This is a genomic window from Bradyrhizobium sp. BEA-2-5, assembly GCF_032918025.1.
GTDB classification, from domain to species: domain Bacteria; phylum Pseudomonadota; class Alphaproteobacteria; order Rhizobiales; family Xanthobacteraceae; genus Bradyrhizobium; species Bradyrhizobium pachyrhizi.
In genome coordinates, this window is record NZ_CP136629.1 from 6,670,163 (window position 1) to 6,689,470 (window position 19,308).

Annotated in this window: 14 protein-coding genes; 8 read left to right on the top strand and 6 right to left on the bottom strand. The window is 59.1% G+C overall.

Annotation, left to right across the window (positions count from 1 at the left end):
- Positions 1-349 precede the first annotated feature (349 nt).
- Both RX327_RS31320 and RX327_RS31325 read right to left on the bottom strand, forming a co-directional pair.
- Positions 350-1,288: a class I SAM-dependent methyltransferase gene (locus RX327_RS31320; RefSeq protein WP_317248110.1), complete on the bottom strand. Its 939-nt coding sequence runs from the start codon at positions 1,286-1,288 to the stop codon at positions 350-352.
- Between the two features lie 515 nt (positions 1,289-1,803).
- Positions 1,804-2,025, bottom strand: a complete 222-nt coding sequence (locus RX327_RS31325; protein WP_317248111.1) for a hypothetical protein — start codon at positions 2,023-2,025, stop codon at positions 1,804-1,806.
- A gap of 1,032 nt (positions 2,026-3,057) precedes the next feature.
- Here RX327_RS31325 and RX327_RS31330 point away from each other — a divergent pair.
- Positions 3,058-3,228, top strand: coding sequence for a hypothetical protein (locus tag RX327_RS31330; RefSeq protein WP_317248112.1), 171 nt, complete (start codon positions 3,058-3,060; stop codon positions 3,226-3,228).
- A 539-nt stretch (positions 3,229-3,767) separates the two neighbouring features.
- Here the strand turns inward: RX327_RS31330 and RX327_RS31335 are convergent.
- On the bottom strand, positions 3,768-3,890 hold the full coding sequence (locus tag RX327_RS31335; RefSeq protein ID WP_283088293.1) for a hypothetical protein: 123 nt from the start codon (positions 3,888-3,890) through the stop codon (positions 3,768-3,770).
- A 179-nt stretch (positions 3,891-4,069) separates the two neighbouring features.
- On the opposite strand from RX327_RS31335, the gene RX327_RS39345 reads away from it, so the two are divergent.
- A complete protein-coding gene (locus tag RX327_RS39345; protein WP_410712207.1) occupies positions 4,070-4,684 on the top strand; it encodes a hypothetical protein in 615 nt (204 codons plus the stop codon).
- A gap of 312 nt (positions 4,685-4,996) precedes the next feature.
- On the opposite strand, the gene tssA is transcribed toward RX327_RS39345, so the two are convergent.
- A complete protein-coding gene (tssA, locus tag RX327_RS31340) occupies positions 4,997-6,595 on the bottom strand; it encodes a type VI secretion system protein TssA (RefSeq protein WP_317248113.1) in 1,599 nt (532 codons plus the stop codon).
- Between the two features lie 1,032 nt (positions 6,596-7,627).
- Between tssA and RX327_RS31345 the strand changes: the two genes are divergently transcribed.
- Complete coding sequence (locus RX327_RS31345) at positions 7,628-8,869, top strand: cytochrome P450 (protein ID WP_317248114.1); 1,242 nt, start codon at positions 7,628-7,630, stop codon at positions 8,867-8,869.
- A 728-nt stretch (positions 8,870-9,597) separates the two neighbouring features.
- The gene (locus RX327_RS31350; protein ID WP_317248115.1) at positions 9,598-12,279 is read left to right on the top strand and encodes a Ulp1 family isopeptidase; all 2,682 of its coding nucleotides are present in this window, start codon (positions 9,598-9,600) and stop codon (positions 12,277-12,279) included.
- 924 nt (positions 12,280-13,203) lie between these two features.
- Here RX327_RS31350 and groL read toward each other — a convergent pair.
- Together groL and RX327_RS31360 are read right to left on the bottom strand one after the other, a co-directional pair.
- A complete protein-coding gene (gene groL / locus RX327_RS31355; RefSeq protein ID WP_317248116.1) occupies positions 13,204-14,853 on the bottom strand; it encodes a chaperonin GroEL in 1,650 nt (549 codons plus the stop codon).
- A 79-nt stretch (positions 14,854-14,932) separates the two neighbouring features.
- A complete protein-coding gene (locus RX327_RS31360; RefSeq protein WP_283088298.1) occupies positions 14,933-15,247 on the bottom strand; it encodes a co-chaperone GroES in 315 nt (104 codons plus the stop codon).
- Between the two features lie 196 nt (positions 15,248-15,443).
- Here RX327_RS31360 and RX327_RS31365 point away from each other — a divergent pair, with 196 nt between their 5' ends.
- The 4 genes from RX327_RS31365 to RX327_RS31380 all read left to right on the top strand — a co-directional run bounded on the left by RX327_RS31365 (position 15,444) and on the right by RX327_RS31380 (position 18,915).
- A complete protein-coding gene (locus RX327_RS31365) occupies positions 15,444-15,746 on the top strand; it encodes a hypothetical protein (protein WP_317248117.1) in 303 nt (100 codons plus the stop codon).
- Positions 15,747-16,025: 279 nt separating this feature from the next.
- Positions 16,026-17,402, top strand: a complete 1,377-nt coding sequence (locus tag RX327_RS31370) for a hypothetical protein (protein ID WP_317248118.1) — start codon at positions 16,026-16,028, stop codon at positions 17,400-17,402.
- Positions 17,403-17,491: 89 nt separating this feature from the next.
- Positions 17,492-18,067: a DUF2235 domain-containing protein gene (locus RX327_RS31375; protein WP_317248119.1), complete on the top strand. Its 576-nt coding sequence runs from the start codon at positions 17,492-17,494 to the stop codon at positions 18,065-18,067.
- Positions 17,953-18,915: a phospholipase effector Tle1 domain-containing protein gene (locus tag RX327_RS31380; protein WP_317248120.1), complete on the top strand. Its 963-nt coding sequence runs from the start codon at positions 17,953-17,955 to the stop codon at positions 18,913-18,915. Before RX327_RS31375 ends, RX327_RS31380 begins: the two co-directional genes overlap by 115 nt.
- The last annotated feature ends 393 nt before the right edge of the window (positions 18,916-19,308 follow it).

Below are 19,308 nucleotides of genomic sequence, written 5' to 3' on the forward strand. Positions count from 1 at the left end.
GTGAGTCGGATACGGTTCGAGGTGCTGGCGACGAGTGTCGCAGCGGCCGGCGAACCGGCGGTCCAGCCAGCGTTCTCGCCACTATCGTCCGGAGTGCACCCCTGAGGCGAATTGTCTTCAGCCGCGCCTTCCACGGCATTGCCAATGGCCTTGGGTCTGGCGGCCGCAAAATGCTGGCTTTCGCACGCTATCCAGTTGCGTCTCGAATATTGCCGGGCACGTCAAAATCACGGACCGCGTTGGCCACGACGTGCTTCCTTGCAAATTTGCAGTGGTTGCGGAGCTCGCAATCACCGATACCGCCATTCCCTGGGCCACATCCAGGGCCATCATCGGAAAAACGAACCCATCACGGCTCCAGCGCGACCTGCAAGCCCTCATTCCCCTCAACGTGAACATAACGTGGCCCGATTGGTCGTCCCCTGCCGCTGGCGACGGTGACAATGTCTTCCAGTGGGTTGGCGCGCGCATCCGTCTCGGGTCGGGACAAGATCAGATCGGCGTGAAATAGCCCTTCCGATTCAAGACCGGTCGCATCGACGCCAAGCCTCGTCAAGGCGGCCAAACAACTTTCAAACTCTTCAGCATCGCGAAAGCGACGCTGAATGAACGTTGCGCCGGTAAGGCGTTGCGACACAAGGCCATGCTTCGCGAACGTCGCAGCCAAGGAGTCAAATGGGAACATTCTTAGCACGAAGGAGATGATCCATGGACGCTTCTCCGTCGCATCGAGAATCTTGCTGAACGTCTTCTCGGTAACGTAGCCGATGCAGCCCGTCGACATGATGACATCCGCGGATCTAACAACAGGCGCGCTGTCGGTCGATAGCGCCTCCGTTTCAAGATCCGCGACAATGCCCTGCTCAATCAGGCCAACAGCCGTTGCATAGCCGATCGCCGGCGCCGATACATCGAGACCGATAAATCGCGCCAGACCGACATCGGGCCAAGCTGCATAAAAATTGCGATCGAGACGCACCAGTGTCTCAGAACTAATCGCCCTCATCTCGCGCCGGGCGTAGCGATGACGCAAGCCCCCGAAGGTCAGTGGAAACCGATGCACCGCGGCGTTGATGCCGTATGAACAGCCAACATCAAGCACGACCGGCTTACGGCCGGTTGCCGACGCTTTCGCCGCCAGAATCTGGCGCACAACCGGCTCAGCAACGTCCGGGATCATATAATCCAAGTCTCCCAGGACAGAGAAATATGCTCTCGGATCATCCAAAGCATAAATATCATCGAAGATAGCTTTAGACTGGTTGATACGCGAAAAATCTGTTCGCAACTCAACATCCCCATTTCATTTTACAGGCCGCTCGACGGTTGCGGCCTTCAGTCACCCGGCGCCTTATCGCAGAGATCAGTCGACGCTCAAATCTCATCTGGCCGATACGGATCTACTCCGAGCGATCAGGACCATCAAGAGGCCCATCATCATCGATGCGCAACCGCGAACCCAAGGCAAACGACTAGATTTCCGTACTGCGCTGACGTGTTCGCGCTTAACTCCATGCCGCTCTTGCAATCGGCGGTGCTGCCACCGCGCGGCTTGGCTCACTCGGTAGCTCCCCTGATACTTTTCAACGCTGGGCTCACGGAACCCCAAGTCACGCGCGTCTCGCAGCTGACCTCGCGAAAGATCAGATTTCGTGCGCGAGTCCTATTGATGTCGGGGGTTGGAGCAACTCATACCTTGGTTTAGACATCCGAGGCGGATATCTGCCACATCTTACTGATGATTTGATCGCGCAGAGCTCAAAGCTCGCACATCATGGCCGGACGGAGACGGGCGGACGCGCTTTAGCGATCGATCAGGCCTCGTAGGATGGCTTCCGCGCGCATCGAGACGGCTGTGTAAAGCTGCGCGGCCTTGATGGATTTGAGCCTTCCTGGGTCATTTTGAGCGATGTTGGGATCAGATAGAAGGCGCTGGAAGCGAGCCCTGCGCCACGCTTGCACGCGGCGAAGGCGCGGCAGTATCGCCGACTGCTCCTCAATATTGACATGCTTCTCACTCGCCACGCGGCCGCTCCTCTTGAGGTTGCAAGCGTAGCGCAACCTCGGCGCACGGGGAAGCGGCTTCCGGAATCCTACGGGTAGGCGCGCTCCACGCCTCTTTGCCATGTAGCTAACCAGCATGAGGTAAGACGCGGGATCGTGCGAGAGCATCGTCGTGTCGTCATATCCGCCAGTCGTCCGAACGCAGTTCGGTCAGCTGCGCGATTGGTGGCCGGCGGATGTTCTGGCAGGCTTTTGGTGACTAAGTCCTCGCGGATTATTTAGGGTCGCCTCCTTTGTCCCTTGCCTGAGTTCCGTCGTGTAAGGCCGACCATTGATGTAAAATGTGCCGCGACCGGAGAGGTGTCGCCGGCAGGATGCCTCTTTGTCCATCGAACCGACCTGGGGATCGGATGCCGCTCGGCAATCATGCTCCCATCCCAACTTGGGATATGTGCGAAGTCTTTCTGCATGTCTGAAGTCTTGCATCCGCAGACCATGGGCGGCGAGATGGCATTCGGCATCGAACGTCGCCCTCCTCAGCCTTGAGCATCGAAAATTCACGGCAAACGTATCTCGTGTTGCTGCTGAACGTCGGCGCTGTATCCGGCGAGCATGGAGAGTTTCCCCGACGTCGGGAACGGCCGCAGTATGGTAAGGGCCGACACGGGAGCAGTTATTTCCCCAGACCATCCGATCGGGCGCAGACGATCGCGCGCTCATGGTCGCTTGCCTTCTGCGATTATCGGGTCCGTCGATGGCATCATCGACCCGTCACGGCTGAACGGCGAAACTAATCTCGCCATCTACGATCGCGCGATCAGCAGCTCAACACCCACGCCCAGCGCCGTTGATCGATGACCCTGGTCTCACCGGCGAGATCTCAAAATTAGTCGGCATTAAAGTCACCGGGCGCGCGATACCGCAGTCGTACGCATGCCCTGCGTCAGAGCAGCAGTGACATATAGTTCGATCCAAGAGTCCGTTGTTCGGACTCAATCCCCAACCGCAAATGGCAATAGAGCGCTCAGTATTTGCGCCACACCGGATCGAACGATGGCGTCGCTTAATGGTCGCATGAGAACGCCGCAGCTGCGCGCCGGTGAGTACCGGCTTCAAGACCTTGTAGGTTCTGCGATCGATCTTGATCTCGAAGGTCTTTGGGCGGTCGGGCCGTTAGTTGCCGTCATCGGCCTGTTTGCCGCTCATGGTACGTCCGCATATTGAGACCAGGACGCCACGCCAATTGACGGAGAGGGTTGAGATGGTGCAGAAAACTGCCATGAAGCAAGCCAAGGCGATGGAGCGTCCGTCTTTCCGAGGAGCAGGCGCAAGCACTCGAGTTGGTCGCAGTATCGAGAATCTGCCCGTCTTCGGTCATCCGCGCCTCGGTCACGACCCATATCGGGATCCGCCGCCGTGATCTTGGTTCCAGGCGGGCTTAAACGACCGGATCTCCCAAGCGCGCAGATTGCTTGAATGTTAGTCGACCCGGCGAGCTTCGATACGACGAGGACCCATGAAAAAGACGATCAAGGGACTGAAGGCCAGCACGATCGGCCATGTCCTCGGCCAGCGCGCCTTCGCTGCGATCACCGCTGTTGAGGGGATCAGCATGAGCGCCGCCAGCCACAAGCGGCTCGCCGATATGAGCAAGCGGAAGCTGTCGCCCGACGATCAGCGCTCCGAGGTCATCCGGGTCTATCGGGAAGCCAAGTCGCGCGGCGGATGGCGCCGGGCTACGACGCCTACGATGGCCCTTATGTCTACAAGGGCACGACCACCTTCGAGAACAGCTCGGCCCGCACGACGTGGCGCAGTTCGAAGCGTTCGAACTTGAAATGACCACGCGTCCGCGAACCGCTGCCGCGCGGCAAGCTTGACGCCATTATTGCAGCGTCCTCCGCCATCGCTTCCAGGAAGTCTACAGCTGAGCCGGCAAGTACCGCAGGGTGCGCACGGCAAAGGGCCGCAGCCCCTTCTGCTATCCTGAGTATATTGACGGCGAGATGAGCAAGCTCTTCGGCCCTCTACCCGCGGCGGTCGGCGCGGACAGCCCGAGGACTTCATCGCGGAAGCAACGTGGTTTCCTCGCGAGCTCAACGCCATTCATCCCTTTCGTGAAGGCAATGGCCGCTCGCAACTCGCATTTTTGGCGATGCTCGGCGAGACTGCGGGCTTTGCGCTCGACTTCGCGCGCGTCCGGCACGCAGCTTCATGGCAGCCACTATCACGAGTCACGCCTGGTGCCGCATTCGGCCGAGCTGAGGTCCCTGCTGCGCTGTCTACTGAGAGGCATAGTAAATGTTCTAGACCCATCAATTACTATGGGACGTGGTCCCTTTCTGATCGCTCGCCGAGCGAATGTGCCGTCGTTCTCCGTGGTCAACGGAGCTCTTATCGAACGCGCACAAATTGCACTAGCTTGTTGAGTCGCCGGGTCGTAGGTTGCAGCGCCAACGCAGGAGTTGTGCCATATGGCAGTCACATACTTGACAGCGTGATTATTGTGCCTTTTGGGCTGAGCCCACTCGTCATGATTGGCATAGCAATGTATGTGCAGTACGGGATATTTCTTCTGGCCGGCGCCTACGCTTCTTTGCGCGACCTTGCCCTCGGGGCGGGTAGATGGTCCCAGCAACCGCCGCTACACAGGCCCCCAAAGGTTGCTGGGGCCACTTAACAGAAGGCCCGGTTAGTTGGCGGCCTCTGGCGGATTCTTAACGAGCCGATCTCATGCAGCCTAGTCGGTCGTACCCTCATCGTGCCGGGTAATCTTGGTTTCGACGAGAATCTGATCCAGGAGCGAAACCTCGGTGGTCGAAGCGACGACGATGGCCGATGGTCGCGCGCTTGTATCGATCACAGAGCCAGCTCTCCCCAAGACAGCTCGTTGATCCGTTCACTCGCGCTTACTGGAGAGCTCGCTCAAGAGCCGCGGCCGCGCGCTCCTTGCTGCGCCATATGCGGCAGCCCGACTTAATCCCTGACAAAATCAGCTGCGACCGAGTTCGCTCATGCGGGCTATATCGATGCTCGCTACCCGCCTTCGGATCTGTTCAAGCGCGGCGCGACGAGGAGGTCCGTCGATGAGTTGTGGCGCCTCGGGATGGGTTATCGCACGGTAGCGCAGTTCGGCAGCATCGAGCGCAAGCGTAGGCTCCCAGCTTTCGAGCCTGCGTTCGACAACAACCTGTTCCAGGTGTTCGAGCAGTGGAATGGCTGTTGTGACGAAACCGGTGTCGATGCAAAAACGTGCCTGCGCAAGTCGGCCGATGAACCGCCCGCGTTCCGAGGTTACCCCGTCCAACACACCCGACAGCTTCTTGAATGCGGCCTGCGGCTGTCCAACATCGATGAGCCTGTCAGCCTCGGCAACCGTTGCCTCGACAGGATCACACCGCTCCGTTTCCTCCACGGCGAGCCAGGCGCGCGTTTCCTCGTCGGCGTACGGCCGGCCGTCGTTGAACTGACAATCCAGGATTCGTGGATAACATCTGACCAGCAAGGCGACCGCCGCGCGCACAGCCGTAGCAGCTGGCGCAAATAATGGCCCCATTTTCTCCAGAGCATTCGCTGCGTGCCGGTGAGCGTCGAGCCAGAACGGTTGTGTCCAGACCAGCTCTTCAGCCATATTCACGACTTCCGCGTGCTGACCTGCCGCAACCTTTGCTTCAAATGCGCAAATGTCATCGCCGGGCGGCAATATCGTCGTGCGGCCCTCCATATGAGGCGGCAGTTCGTCAAAGCGCATCCACGAGCCAACGCGATTGAGCAGATACACTTTCGGGTCTGCGGGGGCGACGAGGCGCCGGGCGGCAGCAGCTTGCCGTAGCATATTGAGCAATCGGTCGATCAAGCCGGCCCAGTCGCCGTCGGCGCCAACCGATCCGATTGCGCTCGGCGCCGCCGGTTGAGCAGCCTCGGCTGGAGGGGTTGATTCCACCGGCGTAGCGAGGGCTTGCGCGTCAGCTTGGGCCACCTCAACCGCAAGCTCTGCTGCGGCGGCAATCGCGTGCTTGGCTTCATCGTAATGCGATTTCAGCGCTCTTGACAAATCGTCCAATGCGACCTGCTCGTTGATGAGCTTCTGCTTGAGCTGGCCAGCAAGATCATCAAGGGCGTCATAGGCGTCAAGCACAGCCGGATAATCGGCTTCAGTCGGGGCATTCTCGACTATTGTCAGCCTCACGCGAAGAACGAGCCAATCGACCGCGCCGGCCCGCGCGCGTTCCTGCTTGACCGGCGGAAAAAGCTCCTCCCAATAGGCCTCCAACATGCAGCGCAGAACGCCCAGGCCGACGGCGAGACCCTGATAGCCTTCAGTACGAAACAGGCCGTAGGTCGCCCAACAGGCGACCAGAATGTCTTTTGACTGCTTCGATAGGATGTCGAGCGACAGCACAACAACCGTCCGCCAATCAACCGCCAGCGGCCCGTCGGCGTCGATGCGTCGCACCTCAGCTTCGAGCCGTTCGAATTCAGCCGTCTCACGTATATTGCTGCCTGCCGGTGCTGGGCCCGGCACTGGCGCAGCGCCCAGTTGCGCGCGCGCATCGATGTCGCCACGAACCGCAATCCAGTAATCGATCATGCACAAAGAGCCATGCAAGAAAAAGGATTGCGACGGATCGCGGCATCGGCATGGTCGGCGGCGCATCCGCCGCGCAAAATAAACCGAAAGACGACAATCTTGTAAGCCATCGCTGCCACTCCTGCAGGCGCTACTGGAACCCATTCCTTCTCGAGTCCTTCAAGCCTTGTGCCAATTGCGATAGCTCGGTTTGCCGAAACAACATGCCTAGTCGCCCGTGTCATGGTCCTGACCGCATGTTGCAGGTCCGACATCAAAGACGTTGGTCTCCTGATTAGCTGGCTCAATCACCGCCCCGAGGCGCGAATTTGTCCAATACGAATCCTCTGCTATTTCGTCGCTGGGACAACTCAAGTCGTACGTCACGATAAAGGAAATCGCCCGAGCCATCCCGGACCCAAACTAGCAACCGCGTCGACAGAACGTCCTTTTGGGCCAGGCAAATGGCGGTCTAATCGTATCTTTCGGGGTTCCCGCCTTGTTCTGACGGGCTGGCGATGTCCCGCAGGGACGGCGGTCGTGGCGAGCTTGCAATCGCCTAGTGGCGGCTGGTCCGCACTCCACTGGAAATGTTGAGCCGTCCGATCCGGACATCAATCATAAAGCGAGGTCGCCTCGGCAAGACCGTGACCGCAGCGTCGGCATCAAGCAGGTCATAGTTCGGTTCAATGCCCAACCGCGTTCGCGCTGTCTCCGCTACCCGACCAGTGCGACGGCGGAAACGAGACCTTTGAGCCGCCGGGAGGTCGAAGCCTAAAAAGGAACCGGAATCGGCTCGATAAGCTCACCATCGCAACTGTTCCGGACAGCGAAGTGGGCGCCTGATCACACAGCGTTCCGCTTGCGTGTCCGAAGCAACAGCGGACGCGCTCCTGTCGGAAATGGTAGGGGGGCTGCGCCGGGCTTTTGGATATTCTTTGCCTAATTGGGCGAGAACCCTTGCCGACTGAAGCATCCAAGCAACGAAACCATACGATTGAAGTCCTGCAGAGATCATGAGCTCTCCAGAGAGCCAAGACTAAGGAGGCGGCCATGAAAACCATCTTGGAAGCACGCGGAGACAAAGACGCCTGCGGTATTCCGTTGACCAATCTTGATGTAAGCGAAGCAAAGCGCTTTGAAGATGGCAGCATATGGCCCTGCTTCGAGCGGCTACGACGAGAGGATCCCGTTCACTACTGCCGGGACAGCCCATACGGTCCATATTGGTCGATAACGAAATACCGCGATATCGTGTCCGTCGACACCAACCATAAAATATTTACGTCAGAGCAAGGTGTGACGATCGTCGACGTGCCCGAGGAGCATTGGACTCCCAGTTTCATTAAGATGGGCCCGCCTAAACATGCCGAACAGCGCAATACAGTAAGTCCGATAGTCGCACCAGACAATCTGGCGAAACTCGAAGGATTAATCCGCCGTCGCGTCAGAACGATTCTGGATGGCTTGCCGCGCAATGATACCTTCAACTGGGTCGACATGGTTTCGATTGAGTTGACGACGCAGATGCTGGCCACGCTGTTTGATTTTCCGTTTGAGGACCGGCGTCTCCTGACGTACTGGTCGGACATAGCCGTTACAACTCCGAAAATTGGCCACGCCATCGACAGCTGGGACAAGCGAAGCGCCGTCCTTTCCGAGTGCCTGGACTATTTCACTCGGCTTTGGAATGAGCGGATAAATGCCGAGCCGCGCCTTGATCTCATTTCGTTGATGGCGCATTCATCCGCGACCCGGCAAATGGAGCCATGTGAGTTCCTCGGAAATCTCATTCTCCTGATCGTGGGCGGGAACGACACCACGCGCAATTCGATCACCGGGGGCCTGCTTTTCATGAACGAGCACCCGTCCGAGCTGCGAAAGCTACGGGATAACCCCAATCTGGTCTCGAGCGCTGTGTCCGAGATTATTCGGTATCAGACACCGATCGCACACATGCGCCGCAACGCCACGGCTGATACCATCATGAGGGGCAAGCAAATCAGAAGCGGCGACAAGGCCGTCATGTGGTACATCTCTGGTAACCGCGACGATGAGGTGATCGAGGACGCCAACAAATTTGTGATTGATCGCAAGAACGTGCGTCAACATCTCTCGTTCGGATACGGCATCCATCGTTGCGTCGGTCGACACCTTGCGCAGCTGCAGCTGAAAATCCTCTGGGAGGAGATGCTGAATGCACGCTTGGAGGTCGAGATTGTGGGCAAACCGCAGCGAATTGCATCGAACTTCGTGCACGGTTATTCCGCGCTCCCTGTCCGAATTATAGCCTAGGCTATCGGATGCACTGAAATGAGGGATGGCCTACACGGCAAAACCGTTCGGTGCATTGGAGGTTGTACCACTGCATGGGGACCGGCGCGCCCCACTGAAGTTGTCATCGCGGCGAGCTCGGTACTTCTCGACTAAGACTTGCATTGGTCCGCGAGCTAGCTTTCGCAGGGCTCCCAACTGCTTGGAAACCCACAAAGACCGCACGAGAAGCCCGGCGGCTGCGAAAAGCGTGACAGAAATGTGGCGTAGACGAGTTGCATGCGTGACGACGAACGCCTGCTTCCTTTCGGCCGAAAGGTGGCAGCCGCGGCCAAGCGATCAGTGGTTCCATGCCGCAGGGCTAAACCACCACATTAGGTGAAAGCTTTCAGGCCTCATACAGTAATCGGCCGACACCATACGACCGTTCCGGTATACTCTCAACACGCGTAGCGTCGATCCAGACCAGGCGGTAATCAGGGTGATAACTCTCATCCTGATCGCTGCCCCTACCGCGCATCGATCGACAAGCAAATCCAAAAACGCAAGGAAGTGAGCCACAGCATCTGGCTTTCGGCGAGAGCGATGCCTTGTGGCGACGACTTCCGGCCCTTTCGATGCCGACCTGCATCCTCCACGGAGGATTTAGTTTTCTTGTGATGCGTCAGGTTTCTGACAGCTGACGCTGATACCAAGAGGCTGAACGGCGACGCAGAGGCAATTCGAGACCGCTCCAGCGGAGCAGGAACATGGATTCGCTCAATAATACCAACCGATTCGATCGACATCCGGATACGTACGATGCTGCGGCGGAGACTCCGCAGCTGCAAGCAGATTTTGAGCAACACATCAGCGCGGCGGCGCAAGAGTTCGATACCGCATATCCGCACAAGCAGCTCTTCGATATCGCTGAGGAAGACGACCGCCTCATTCAGGCGGCGACCGATTTAGCTCGCGCTCGGCGCGTCCCGGCGAGCCCAGTCACCATTGGCATTTATGATCGCCGTCTTCGCGAATTGGCTCAGGAGCTCAAGCTTTCCGGCAAAACAATGGCGCCGTTAGACGATGCAAAGTTGCGCGATTGCGCTCAGCAGCTATTTCCAAACGACAGGCTCATGCTATCGGCGTTGTCGCTGATCGATCGCTATCGTGATCCGAACGCCCCTGCTCGCCTCAGCTCAACAAAATATCGTGCGTCGAAGGAAGACGAGCGCCTCCTCAAGGAGGCGGTCCTTGCGGGCTTTGGTCGAATGATCGACCAGAAGAGCGCCGGCACCTATGCAAGCAGCCTTCGCAAACTAGCCGCGGAACTCCGGCCTTCCTCAATAGCTCGCCTCGATCACAAGACCCTGGTCGGCCATGCTGATAGGTTGTTTCCAAATGACAAGATGCTCTTCATTGCGTTGAACCGGCTTCAAGAGTACCGCGCGAGCACCGGCCAAGTCGTTTCGCGTGAGAACGTATACAGTTCGCGGATCCCGCCAGATCCGATCGATCATTTGCCTATGTCTTTTCTCGATCAAGAGCAGCCTTTGGATCGTGATGGAAACTCGTGCGGCGCGGGGGTCGTCGTCAGATTCGATCTATCTGAGGGGTGGCCGGGAATGGATTCAGCCGGTTACTGGGGCGCGCAAAATTCAGACAAGGACGGGCAGCAGCTCGGCGCCGCGAATCTGCGACAACCGCTGCCGGCCGACCGCTTCGATCAACCCTCAACGCATTTCACGCATCAACGATCGGGCAACGCGGCCCAGCAAGAGAACTCACCCGCTGCAACTCATGCGGGTTTTGGCTGGCAGCTGAGCGAGGTCGGTGGTCCGAGCGATCGCATGCTGATGCAGACCCCTCTCTATCAGGCCGGACTATCGCAATCGGAGGCGGCGCCGTCCATACCAGGGGCTACTGGGCACGAATATGTCTCAGCGTCGCGCGGCGAAGGCGGCAATGTTGCATCGCCAGTGGTCCTCTCCGCGGAAGATCATGATCAGGATCTCTTATGGGGAATGTTGGAAGAGGCCAGGCCAGAGTCGTCTCTCCCGACCTGGCACGATCCGAAAGGTCTGGATTTCGCTGAGGCTACCCGTCCCATAAACCGGCCGCACGAGCACCACCCCGCTCCGGCCGCGCAGATATTCGCGCTGGATAGGAGCGGCACCGAGCCGAGCCAGGAGAACCGACCAACCCGATTCGTGATCAACGCTGACAATTACACGGCGCTGTTGGTGCCAGCAGGAGTGAGAAGGCCAAGCAATCCATTCAATCCGCAAGACGCTCTCGTTCAGCTCGGACATCAATCGGAGGGCGTTCCCCAGCAAAGCTGGCGGCCGGAGAATTCCGCCGCCCGGGAGTTCATTGGCCGCACCATCGAGCAAACCGGTGCTGGGGCCTTCCCGGGTGAGGCGAAGCGCGCCAAGCTCAGCGAGACTTTTGACGTCCCATTCGCCGCTCCTGAAGACCTTTCCCATCGCACCCAAGCGGTCCCGGAGGTCGCTACGCAGCGCCGCGTGTTGCGTGGCGTGGCTGGTTCGCCGGTGGTCCTTCCGGCGGAAGGTTATGATCAGGATTCGCCCTGGGGAATGGCTAAAGACCATTTCCCGCGCTCCGGACCGGCGTCACTTGACCAGGCGCTGGAGGCCGACAAAGCTGGATGGCAGGAACCTGTCGGGTTCGCCTCCACGTGGTGGGCGCAGCCGCTCGACTTTGATTGGTCTATGCCGTCCACATCTCTTGAGCCGATTGCCGGTGCTCCCTCTGCCCCGGAGTTCCAGCGCACGGCATCCGATGCTCAGATCGGCGCGTTAGGTCCGGCAGCGTCGCTGCCCGGCCACAGCAAACTAGAGCTCAGCGCCGAGGACTGGCTAGGCGATGAACATATAGCGGCGGATTATGCGCTCCTGGAACAGGACTTGCTGAGGGACAATCCGGACCTGGCCGCACGGGCGCGGTTCGGGGATCCACTTATAGCCAATTATCAGCTGCGCTTGGGCGCCGACGATGTCGCGCTGCGCGCTTTCCAGCGCATGGTCTTTGATCGGAATGGAAACGACACGGCCGACTTCCTGTTCCTGCCCGTGAATGATGCCAGTGCGACCGACCCCGATCGCCGTGGCACTCATTGGTCGCTGCTGCTCGTTGATCGACGAGAGCGGGCAAGGCCAATTGCCTATCACTACGACTCGTTGGCGGGCACCAACAATGCCATTGCAGCAGATCTCGCCGAAAGGCTGGGGGCTCGCCTGCAGCTGGCCCGCATTCCCCAGCAGAAGAATTTTTTTGATTGCGGCGTCTTTGTGGTGGCCGGCACGCGGGCGGTGGTCGGACGATTGGCGCAAGGAGAGCGGCCGGAGCACGAGCCGCTGCATCTCGACAACCTGGTTGCCGATCGGCAGGCGCTGCAGGACCGGCTCAGCGCTCACCCCCGCTTGGGCTGATGAATTTGGCGGGACGGCTCTCACCGACACCAGACTGTGGGGGGCGCCCAATCAGCGGATCAGGACGACAATGACCTCCCGCTGCTTGGAGGACCTGCCGATTTGTCGGCCGGCAAGGCGCCTCACGAGGCAAGCTGACGAGGAACAACACGATCGGCCAGGTCGCAGCAAACGCTCGCCCCCGACTCCCAAGCATCGCCACGCCAAGAACTCGATCAAGTCTAAGCTAAGCAAGATACCGCGGTCGCCCTGGACGCACATCAAAGGTCAGTCGCTCGGCTGCAAGCCCGTGTCGACCGTTGAGTTGAGCTGGTGATGTTGGAGGGGCGCGACAGCCCGCGCCACATGACCGTATTGCCGGGGGGCGGATGCTCGCGCGGGCGAGATAACGTGCAGTGGCGCCCCCTCGCGTCGCAATTGTGCATGGCTCCTGAGCAAGGGCCCACATCACTCGATGAGCCGACTGAGCGATTCTCTCACCATCTGAGAATGCGCCGGAGCTTGCGAACGCCGGTGAGCTCTCGACGTCTCGCGGCACTGATACGGGGCGATGACGATGCTGGTTGCGGCGCGGCAATCAGAATGGAAGTGCGCTCGGGCCGGGCGTCGGCACGGTTCAGCCATACAGTACTTCATATGCCATAAATCGCAATAAATGCGATTTTATGCATACAAAATGTCAGACACAAGGCGGACGGGCGCCTCGGTAAACAGGACTTCGCCTATTTCAAAAGATCATCAGTGGCCCGAACAATCAATTGCAGCCGCAGCCCGCCGATCCAGGCGACAGCGGTGGCTAACGATCGACATGCAGAATTGGCCGAACAGGCCAAGGCGACGCGTGGTGCGTGCACCTCCTAGTAGAAAACCCCGGCATTGCTGCCAGGGCTTTCGCATTTCGTGGTTCGGCGTGACGCAGCTGGATCAGAAGTCCATGCCGCCCATGCCACCCATGCCGCCGCCAGGAGGCATCGCGGGACCGGCCGCCGGCTTCTTCGGCAATTCGGCGACCATGGCCTCGGTCGTGATCAAGAGCGCCGCCACGGAGGCGGCGTTCTGGACTGCGGTTCGCACGACCTTGGTCGGGTCGATGATGCCCTTGGAGACCAGATTGCTGTACTCACCCGTCTGCGCATCGAAGCCGTATGCGTACTGCGTCTTCTCCAGGACTTTGCCGACCACGACCGAGCCATCTTCACCGGCATTGATCGCGATCTGACGGGCCGGCCAGGACAACGCCTTGCGCACGATCTCGACGCCGGTCTTCTGGTCATCGTTCTTGGTACGCAAGCCCTTGAGCGCCTCGGAAGCGCGCAGCAGGGCGACGCCGCCGCCCGGCAGGATGCCTTCCTCGACGGCCGCGCGGGTCGCATGCATCGCGTCATCAACGCGATCCTTGCGCTCCTTCACCTCGACCTCGGTCGCGCCGCCGACGCGGATCACCGCGACGCCGCCGGCGAGCTTGGCGAGACGCTCCTGGAGCTTCTCACGGTCGTAGTCCGAGGTGGTCTCCTCGATCTGCGCCTTGATCTGGGCCACGCGCGCCTCGATGTCGGCCTTCTTGCCGGCGCCGTTGACGATCGTGGTGTTCTCCTTGTCGATCATCACCTTCTTGGCGCGACCGAGCATGTTGAGCGTGACGTTCTCGAGCTTGATGCCGAGGTCTTCCGAGATCGCCTGGCCGCCGGTCAGGATCGCGATGTCCTGCAGCATGGCCTTGCGGCGATCGCCGAAGCCCGGAGCCTTGACGGCCGCGACCTTGAGACCGCCACGCAGACGGTTGACGACGAGAGTTGCGAGCGCTTCGCCTTCGACGTCCTCGGCGACGATGACCAGCGGCTTGCCGGTCTGCACCACGGCCTCGAGCAGCGGCAGCAGCTCGTTCAGCGAGGAGAGCTTCTTCTCGTTGATGAGGATGTAGGCGTCGTCCATCTCAACGCGCATCTTGTCGGCGTTGGTGACGAAGTAGGGCGAGATGTAGCCGCGGTCGAACTGCATGCCCTCGACGACGTCGAGCTCGGTCTCGAGCGACTTGGCTTCCTCGACCGTGATGACGCCCTCGTTGCCGACCTTCTTCATGGCGTCGGAGAGGAACTTGCCGATCTCCTGGTCGCCGTTGGCCGAGATGGTGCCGACCTGGGCGATCTCGTCGTTCGAGGTGACCTTCTTGGAGTTCTTGACGAGGTCCGCGACGACGGCTTCCACGGCGAGGTCGATACCGCGCTTCAGGTCCATCGGGTTCATGCCGGCGGCAACCGCCTTGGCGCCTTCACGGACGATCGCAGCCGCGAGCACGGTCGCGGTGGTGGTGCCGTCGCCGGCCGCGTCAGCGGATTTGGAGGCGACTTCGCGCACCATCTGGGCGCCCATGTTCTCGAACTTGTCCTCTAGCTCGATCTCCTTGGCAACGGTGACGCCGTCCTTGGTGATGCGGGGGGCACCGAACGACTTGTCGAGAACGACGTTGCGGCCCTTGGGACCGAGCGTGACCTTGACGGCGTTGGCGAGGATGTCGACGCCGCGCAGCATACGGTCGCGCGCCTCGACGGAGAATTTGACTTCTTTGGCTGACATGATGAGTTCCCTGAGTTTTTTGATGTCTACTCACCTTGGCGGAGCGCCCGGCAGGCGCTCCTCAGGGCGAGCGGGTGGATTAGGCAGCCTTCCTGCTGGACGACACGTCGGTGAGAACGCCCATGATGTCGCTCTCCTTCATGATCAACAACTCATGGCCGTCGATCTTGACCTCGGTGCCCGACCATTTTCCGAACAGGACGCGGTCGCCGATCTTGACGTCGATGGGGATCAGCTTGCCAGCCTCGTCGCGACCGCCCGGGCCGACGGCGATGATTTCGCCCTGCGAGGGTTTTTCCTTGGCGGTGTCTGGAATGATGATGCCGCCAGCGGTCTTCTCGTCTGCGTCAATGCGTTTGACAACGACGCGGTCATGAAGTGGACGGAAATTCATGCAGCCCTCCTGAGTGTTTGCACGATTTGATAACTCCAAGCTGTCAGCACTCGATGCCGATGAGTGCCACAGACGAAAGTGAAATAGGACAAGGGTTTTTCGGGAGCAAGTGTCCGTAGCAGAAAAAATTGGATACTTCGCCACCTGATCTGGGAGTTGCGTTAGCGATCATTGCCTCAACGCGGCCGCGGACCGTGTGGCCCAAGCTGCGACGCAGGCGCGGCACGACCGTGCGCCGACCATCTCTTGCGTGCTCGCAGCAGACGGGTCTTTAGCCGCTGCTCCCGACAGTGGCTGGAAAAGCACAACAGCGATGAGTGGCGCGTATGCGAAATCACCTCTGAAGCGCAACTGCAATCTATTGCTTCGTTATGCGCATGTGGCGCGCAACTTTGTCCGTATCGTACGAAGTTCGCACATCGAACACGACGCCATTCAACATAAGCTCAATCCGATCAATCGCCGCTCGACCGTGGTCAGTGCCCGGCGAGAAGCTTGAGCAATTCGAGCGATAGTTTGTGAAGCTCTTCGTGCTGGCAAAGCGCGAGAGACGTATTTTTGGGCGGTTAGCAAGGAGCCTGAAGCCGGCGGAACGAGGCCTGGGCAACATTCTACCGGAGAGCGGCTGTCAATTAAGGAAGACGCAGGTTGACGCTTGACAGCCTACCGAGCAACTGATCGATGCATTCAGGCATGGTGGTTTTGAACTTTCATTAGAGCACCCTCAAATTGCACGTCGGGATGTGCCCCCAAATGCGCACGGATGAGGACAATTGCGATGAGCGATGCATCCGATACTTCGACGCCACAAGTAGAGAATGCGCCCAAGCGCGATAGCTGGGTCACACGCTATCTCGGCGACTTCCGACCCGTCCGCGTTTTGGGCGGCTTTGTATTGAGCCTCCTCGTAGTCCTCTCCGCGGCGGGCGCCGTGACCTTTTTTGCGGCAGCCCAATTCCAATCGAGGATCGCTGAATTGAGCTTGAAGGGTGCGTCTTTGACGATCTGGCGGGTCGATCAGTTTCGGGAGGACTTCAAAAATTGGCCCGAGGCGATCAGAAAATTGCGCGAAGGCATTGCGCAAGACAAGATAAACCTCGCAAAAGACAAGCAAAATAATCTGGTGCTCGCGGCCGAACAGCTAAACGAGGCTGCCCGGCTTGCCGAGGACGTCAGATCTCTGAAGCAAAAAATCACTACAGCATCAGGTCAGTTGACGTCGATTTCTACGACCTCGCCGCCAGAAAGCACCTCGACTGTCCCTGAGCTGCTTACCCAACTGGAACTACTGCTTTCTCGCGACGACCTGCAAAAGCAGTTCGGTAGCGAACTTGCGCAGGCGAAAAAGCGATACATCGAGAATATAGAACTTCGTGCGACGGTTGAAACGAATAAAGCCAAGATAAAGGGCAAAGAAAGCTGGATCGCCAGCCTCCAGGAACAGCGGCAAGATCGCGAACAGGCGGCTGCCAAGCTATTTGGAGATTCCAGTTCGACAACCGCGCCCGAACTCGTCGAGCGCATCCTTAATGTCACCGCTGAACTGTCTTCGCTCTCCAGCGTCTGGGGCGGAGCGGTCTACACCGTGGCGCTGTGGACGAACGATATGGTCGTCTTGTCGTTGCTCATCTCGATGGGAGTGCTCGGCAGCGCCCTGAACTTGCTCGCCGCATTCATCAGCAACGATCAGGACTCACTTTCGTTCGGCGAATACCCGCTTCGGCTTGCATTCGGCGCAGTCTTGGCCATCGTCATGTTCATCATAGCAAAGGCCGGAGTGCCTGTGCTTGCCGACACAGGAAAGCTCGCCGGCAACGCTCCACTCAACCCCTACTTCATCTCGTTGCTGGCGGTTGTTTCGGGATTGATGTCCGATCGCTCGATGGCCGCGATCCGCGGGGTCGCCAGCTCGCTGCTGCGAAGCGTCGGCGGCGCCGACTACAGCCCGCGCTACAGTCGCCTCGATCTGGATGAGGCGCTCAAGGCCACGAACCGCGATATCGCTGGCATGGCACGCCTGCTGGAGCTGGATGTCGACGATGTTCAGAAGCTGTTTTCCGGCAACAACAAGGTGTCTCCCGACCAACAAAAACTAGTCTCCGCGTACCTAGGGCTTCCTTTGCGCGACCTGTTTTCTGACTTACCGGCAACGTGATCGCGGGGTGTCCGATCTTACGATGCAAGCTGATGTCGTTCGATTGAGCAACATTTGTGAACGGACTGACGCGTTAACTGGAGGATATCTTGACAAAGAATATCGTGGTCTATTCGGACGGGACCGGCCAAGATGGCGGCGTGCGTCCCGAGCAGCGAGTCAGTAACGTCTACAAGATGTACCGCGCATCCCGGACAAGCCCCGATAACCCTATCGATCCTCACGAACAGGTGGCCTTCTACGACCCAGGGCTCGGTACCGATATCGGGGCCACCGCCCTAACCGCGCCCTGGCGATTCATTCAAAAATTGCTCGGTTCGGTTACTGGCAATGGCATCGTTAGAAACATCGCCGATTGCTATACCTTCATCATCAACCAATACGAACCCGGTGATCGGATCTTCCTTGTCGGCTTTAGTCGCGGCGCCTACACCGTCCGCAGCCTGGCGAACCTACTTATGTTGTGCGGGGTGCCGACTAGGACACCAACAGGCCCGCTAATGCGCTTCCGGAAGCAGGTGGGCGACATCGCCACAGAGGCTGTCACGGTGTGCTCGAGCACGGTGCCGGATATCCTCGTGATCGATATGCAGCCGAACGCCTCGAACAAGCGCGACGATTTCGCGAGAAGTATGGATCCGATGGAGATTTTAACTCCAACGTAGCTCCCTACTTCATTGGCGTCTTCGACACGGTTGCCTCGCTGGGAGCCAAGGGTTTCCGTCGTTTCGTCATCCAAGCCGGATTGGCTCTGGCATTCGCCTTTACAGTCGGCTTGGCTGCGGCTTTCCCCATGCTCGCAGTTGCTTTGCTCCTGAATCCGTGGACGGCATTTTGGCCCACTTGGTGGGGTCTCCTCGCGCTGACTGTCCTCGGCATGGGCGGTTGGTGGGCGCGTGCACAGAAACAATCTCGCCTGAAGGTCATCCGAGATTTTCCCAACGCTGGAGATCCTCCGCGCAAACACTATGCAGAATGGAAGGACGAGAACTTCGATCGTCTGCTCAGCGTCTACGTCCGTTTCGGCCGTGCGGCGAACGCGATCGACGAAAACCGGAAGGATTTCCAGCGAGTGCAGTGGGGGACCGTTGCCGATGATCCAGCGGTCAAGTCGGACGCGGAAGGACCACCCAAATTGGTGCAGATGTGGTTTGCGGGCAATCACTCCGATATCGGAGGTAGCTATCCTGAGACGGAGTCGAGGCTCTCAGACAACGCCCTTGCCTGGATGATCGAACAGGCTACTTCCATACCAAATGGCCTGAAGCTTGGTCCGGTGCTCGTGAATGGCAACAAGCTGGAGAACACCGGCGGCGCTGGCACGCACTTGAACCTCTATCCCCGGGCGGACGGCGTCGAGCATTGCGAACTTGCGGGCATGCGAGACGCCATCGATGACTACGTGGAGAAGTTGCCGGGATGGATGAAATGGCTCCGTGGCAGCTTAGCCGACTCAATTGGGACGAAGAGATCCGAAAAATACCACATGACGCACGCGTCCATCCGTCCGTGAGGGAACGGTTCAAATTGGACGAGGTAACACAATGTGCGGGACATGGCCCATACAGGCCTGAGTCAATGAGACATCACGACGAATTCAAGATCTACTATCCGCCTTCTTGAAGGTGGTGAGGGCCGTAAACGTGAGCGAGGTTAATGGCCGTCCCGTAGGGATCGCCGGCTGCTCGGCGAGACGGTTGACAATTCGGGAGCTCACCAGACCGATGGGCGCTTGAATACCCACCCAGAAGGGAGCCAAATCCCTATCGGCTGTGTACGGCATCGTTGATCTCCGTAATGATCGGATATGCCCGGCGGCCGAACAAGTTCATGAAACTTCGATTGCATCGGCCCTCGCCGCACTGGTGCGTGCGCGAGCAACTCCACCATGATCCCCTCGCGGAAA

Bases quoted from the DNA above. Each gene is read 5' to 3' on its own strand.
- RX327_RS31370 (WP_317248118.1), top strand. From the start codon at position 16,026: ATGAGCGATGCATCCGATACTTCGACGCCACAAGTAGAGAATGCGCCC.
- RX327_RS31345 (WP_317248114.1), top strand. From the start codon at position 7,628: ATGAAAACCATCTTGGAAGCACGCGGAGACAAAGACGCCTGCGGTATT.
- tssA (WP_317248113.1), bottom strand. From the start codon at position 6,595: ATGATCGATTACTGGATTGCGGTTCGTGGCGACATCGATGCGCGCGCG.
- RX327_RS31350 (WP_317248115.1), top strand. From the start codon at position 9,598: ATGGATTCGCTCAATAATACCAACCGATTCGATCGACATCCGGATACG.
- groL (WP_317248116.1), bottom strand. From the start codon at position 14,853: ATGTCAGCCAAAGAAGTCAAATTCTCCGTCGAGGCGCGCGACCGTATG.
- RX327_RS31335 (WP_283088293.1), bottom strand. From the start codon at position 3,890: ATGGCGTCAAGCTTGCCGCGCGGCAGCGGTTCGCGGACGCGTGGTCAT.
- RX327_RS31330 (WP_317248112.1), top strand. From the start codon at position 3,058: ATGGCGTCGCTTAATGGTCGCATGAGAACGCCGCAGCTGCGCGCCGGT.
- RX327_RS31360 (WP_283088298.1), bottom strand. From the start codon at position 15,247: ATGAATTTCCGTCCACTTCATGACCGCGTCGTTGTCAAACGCATTGAC.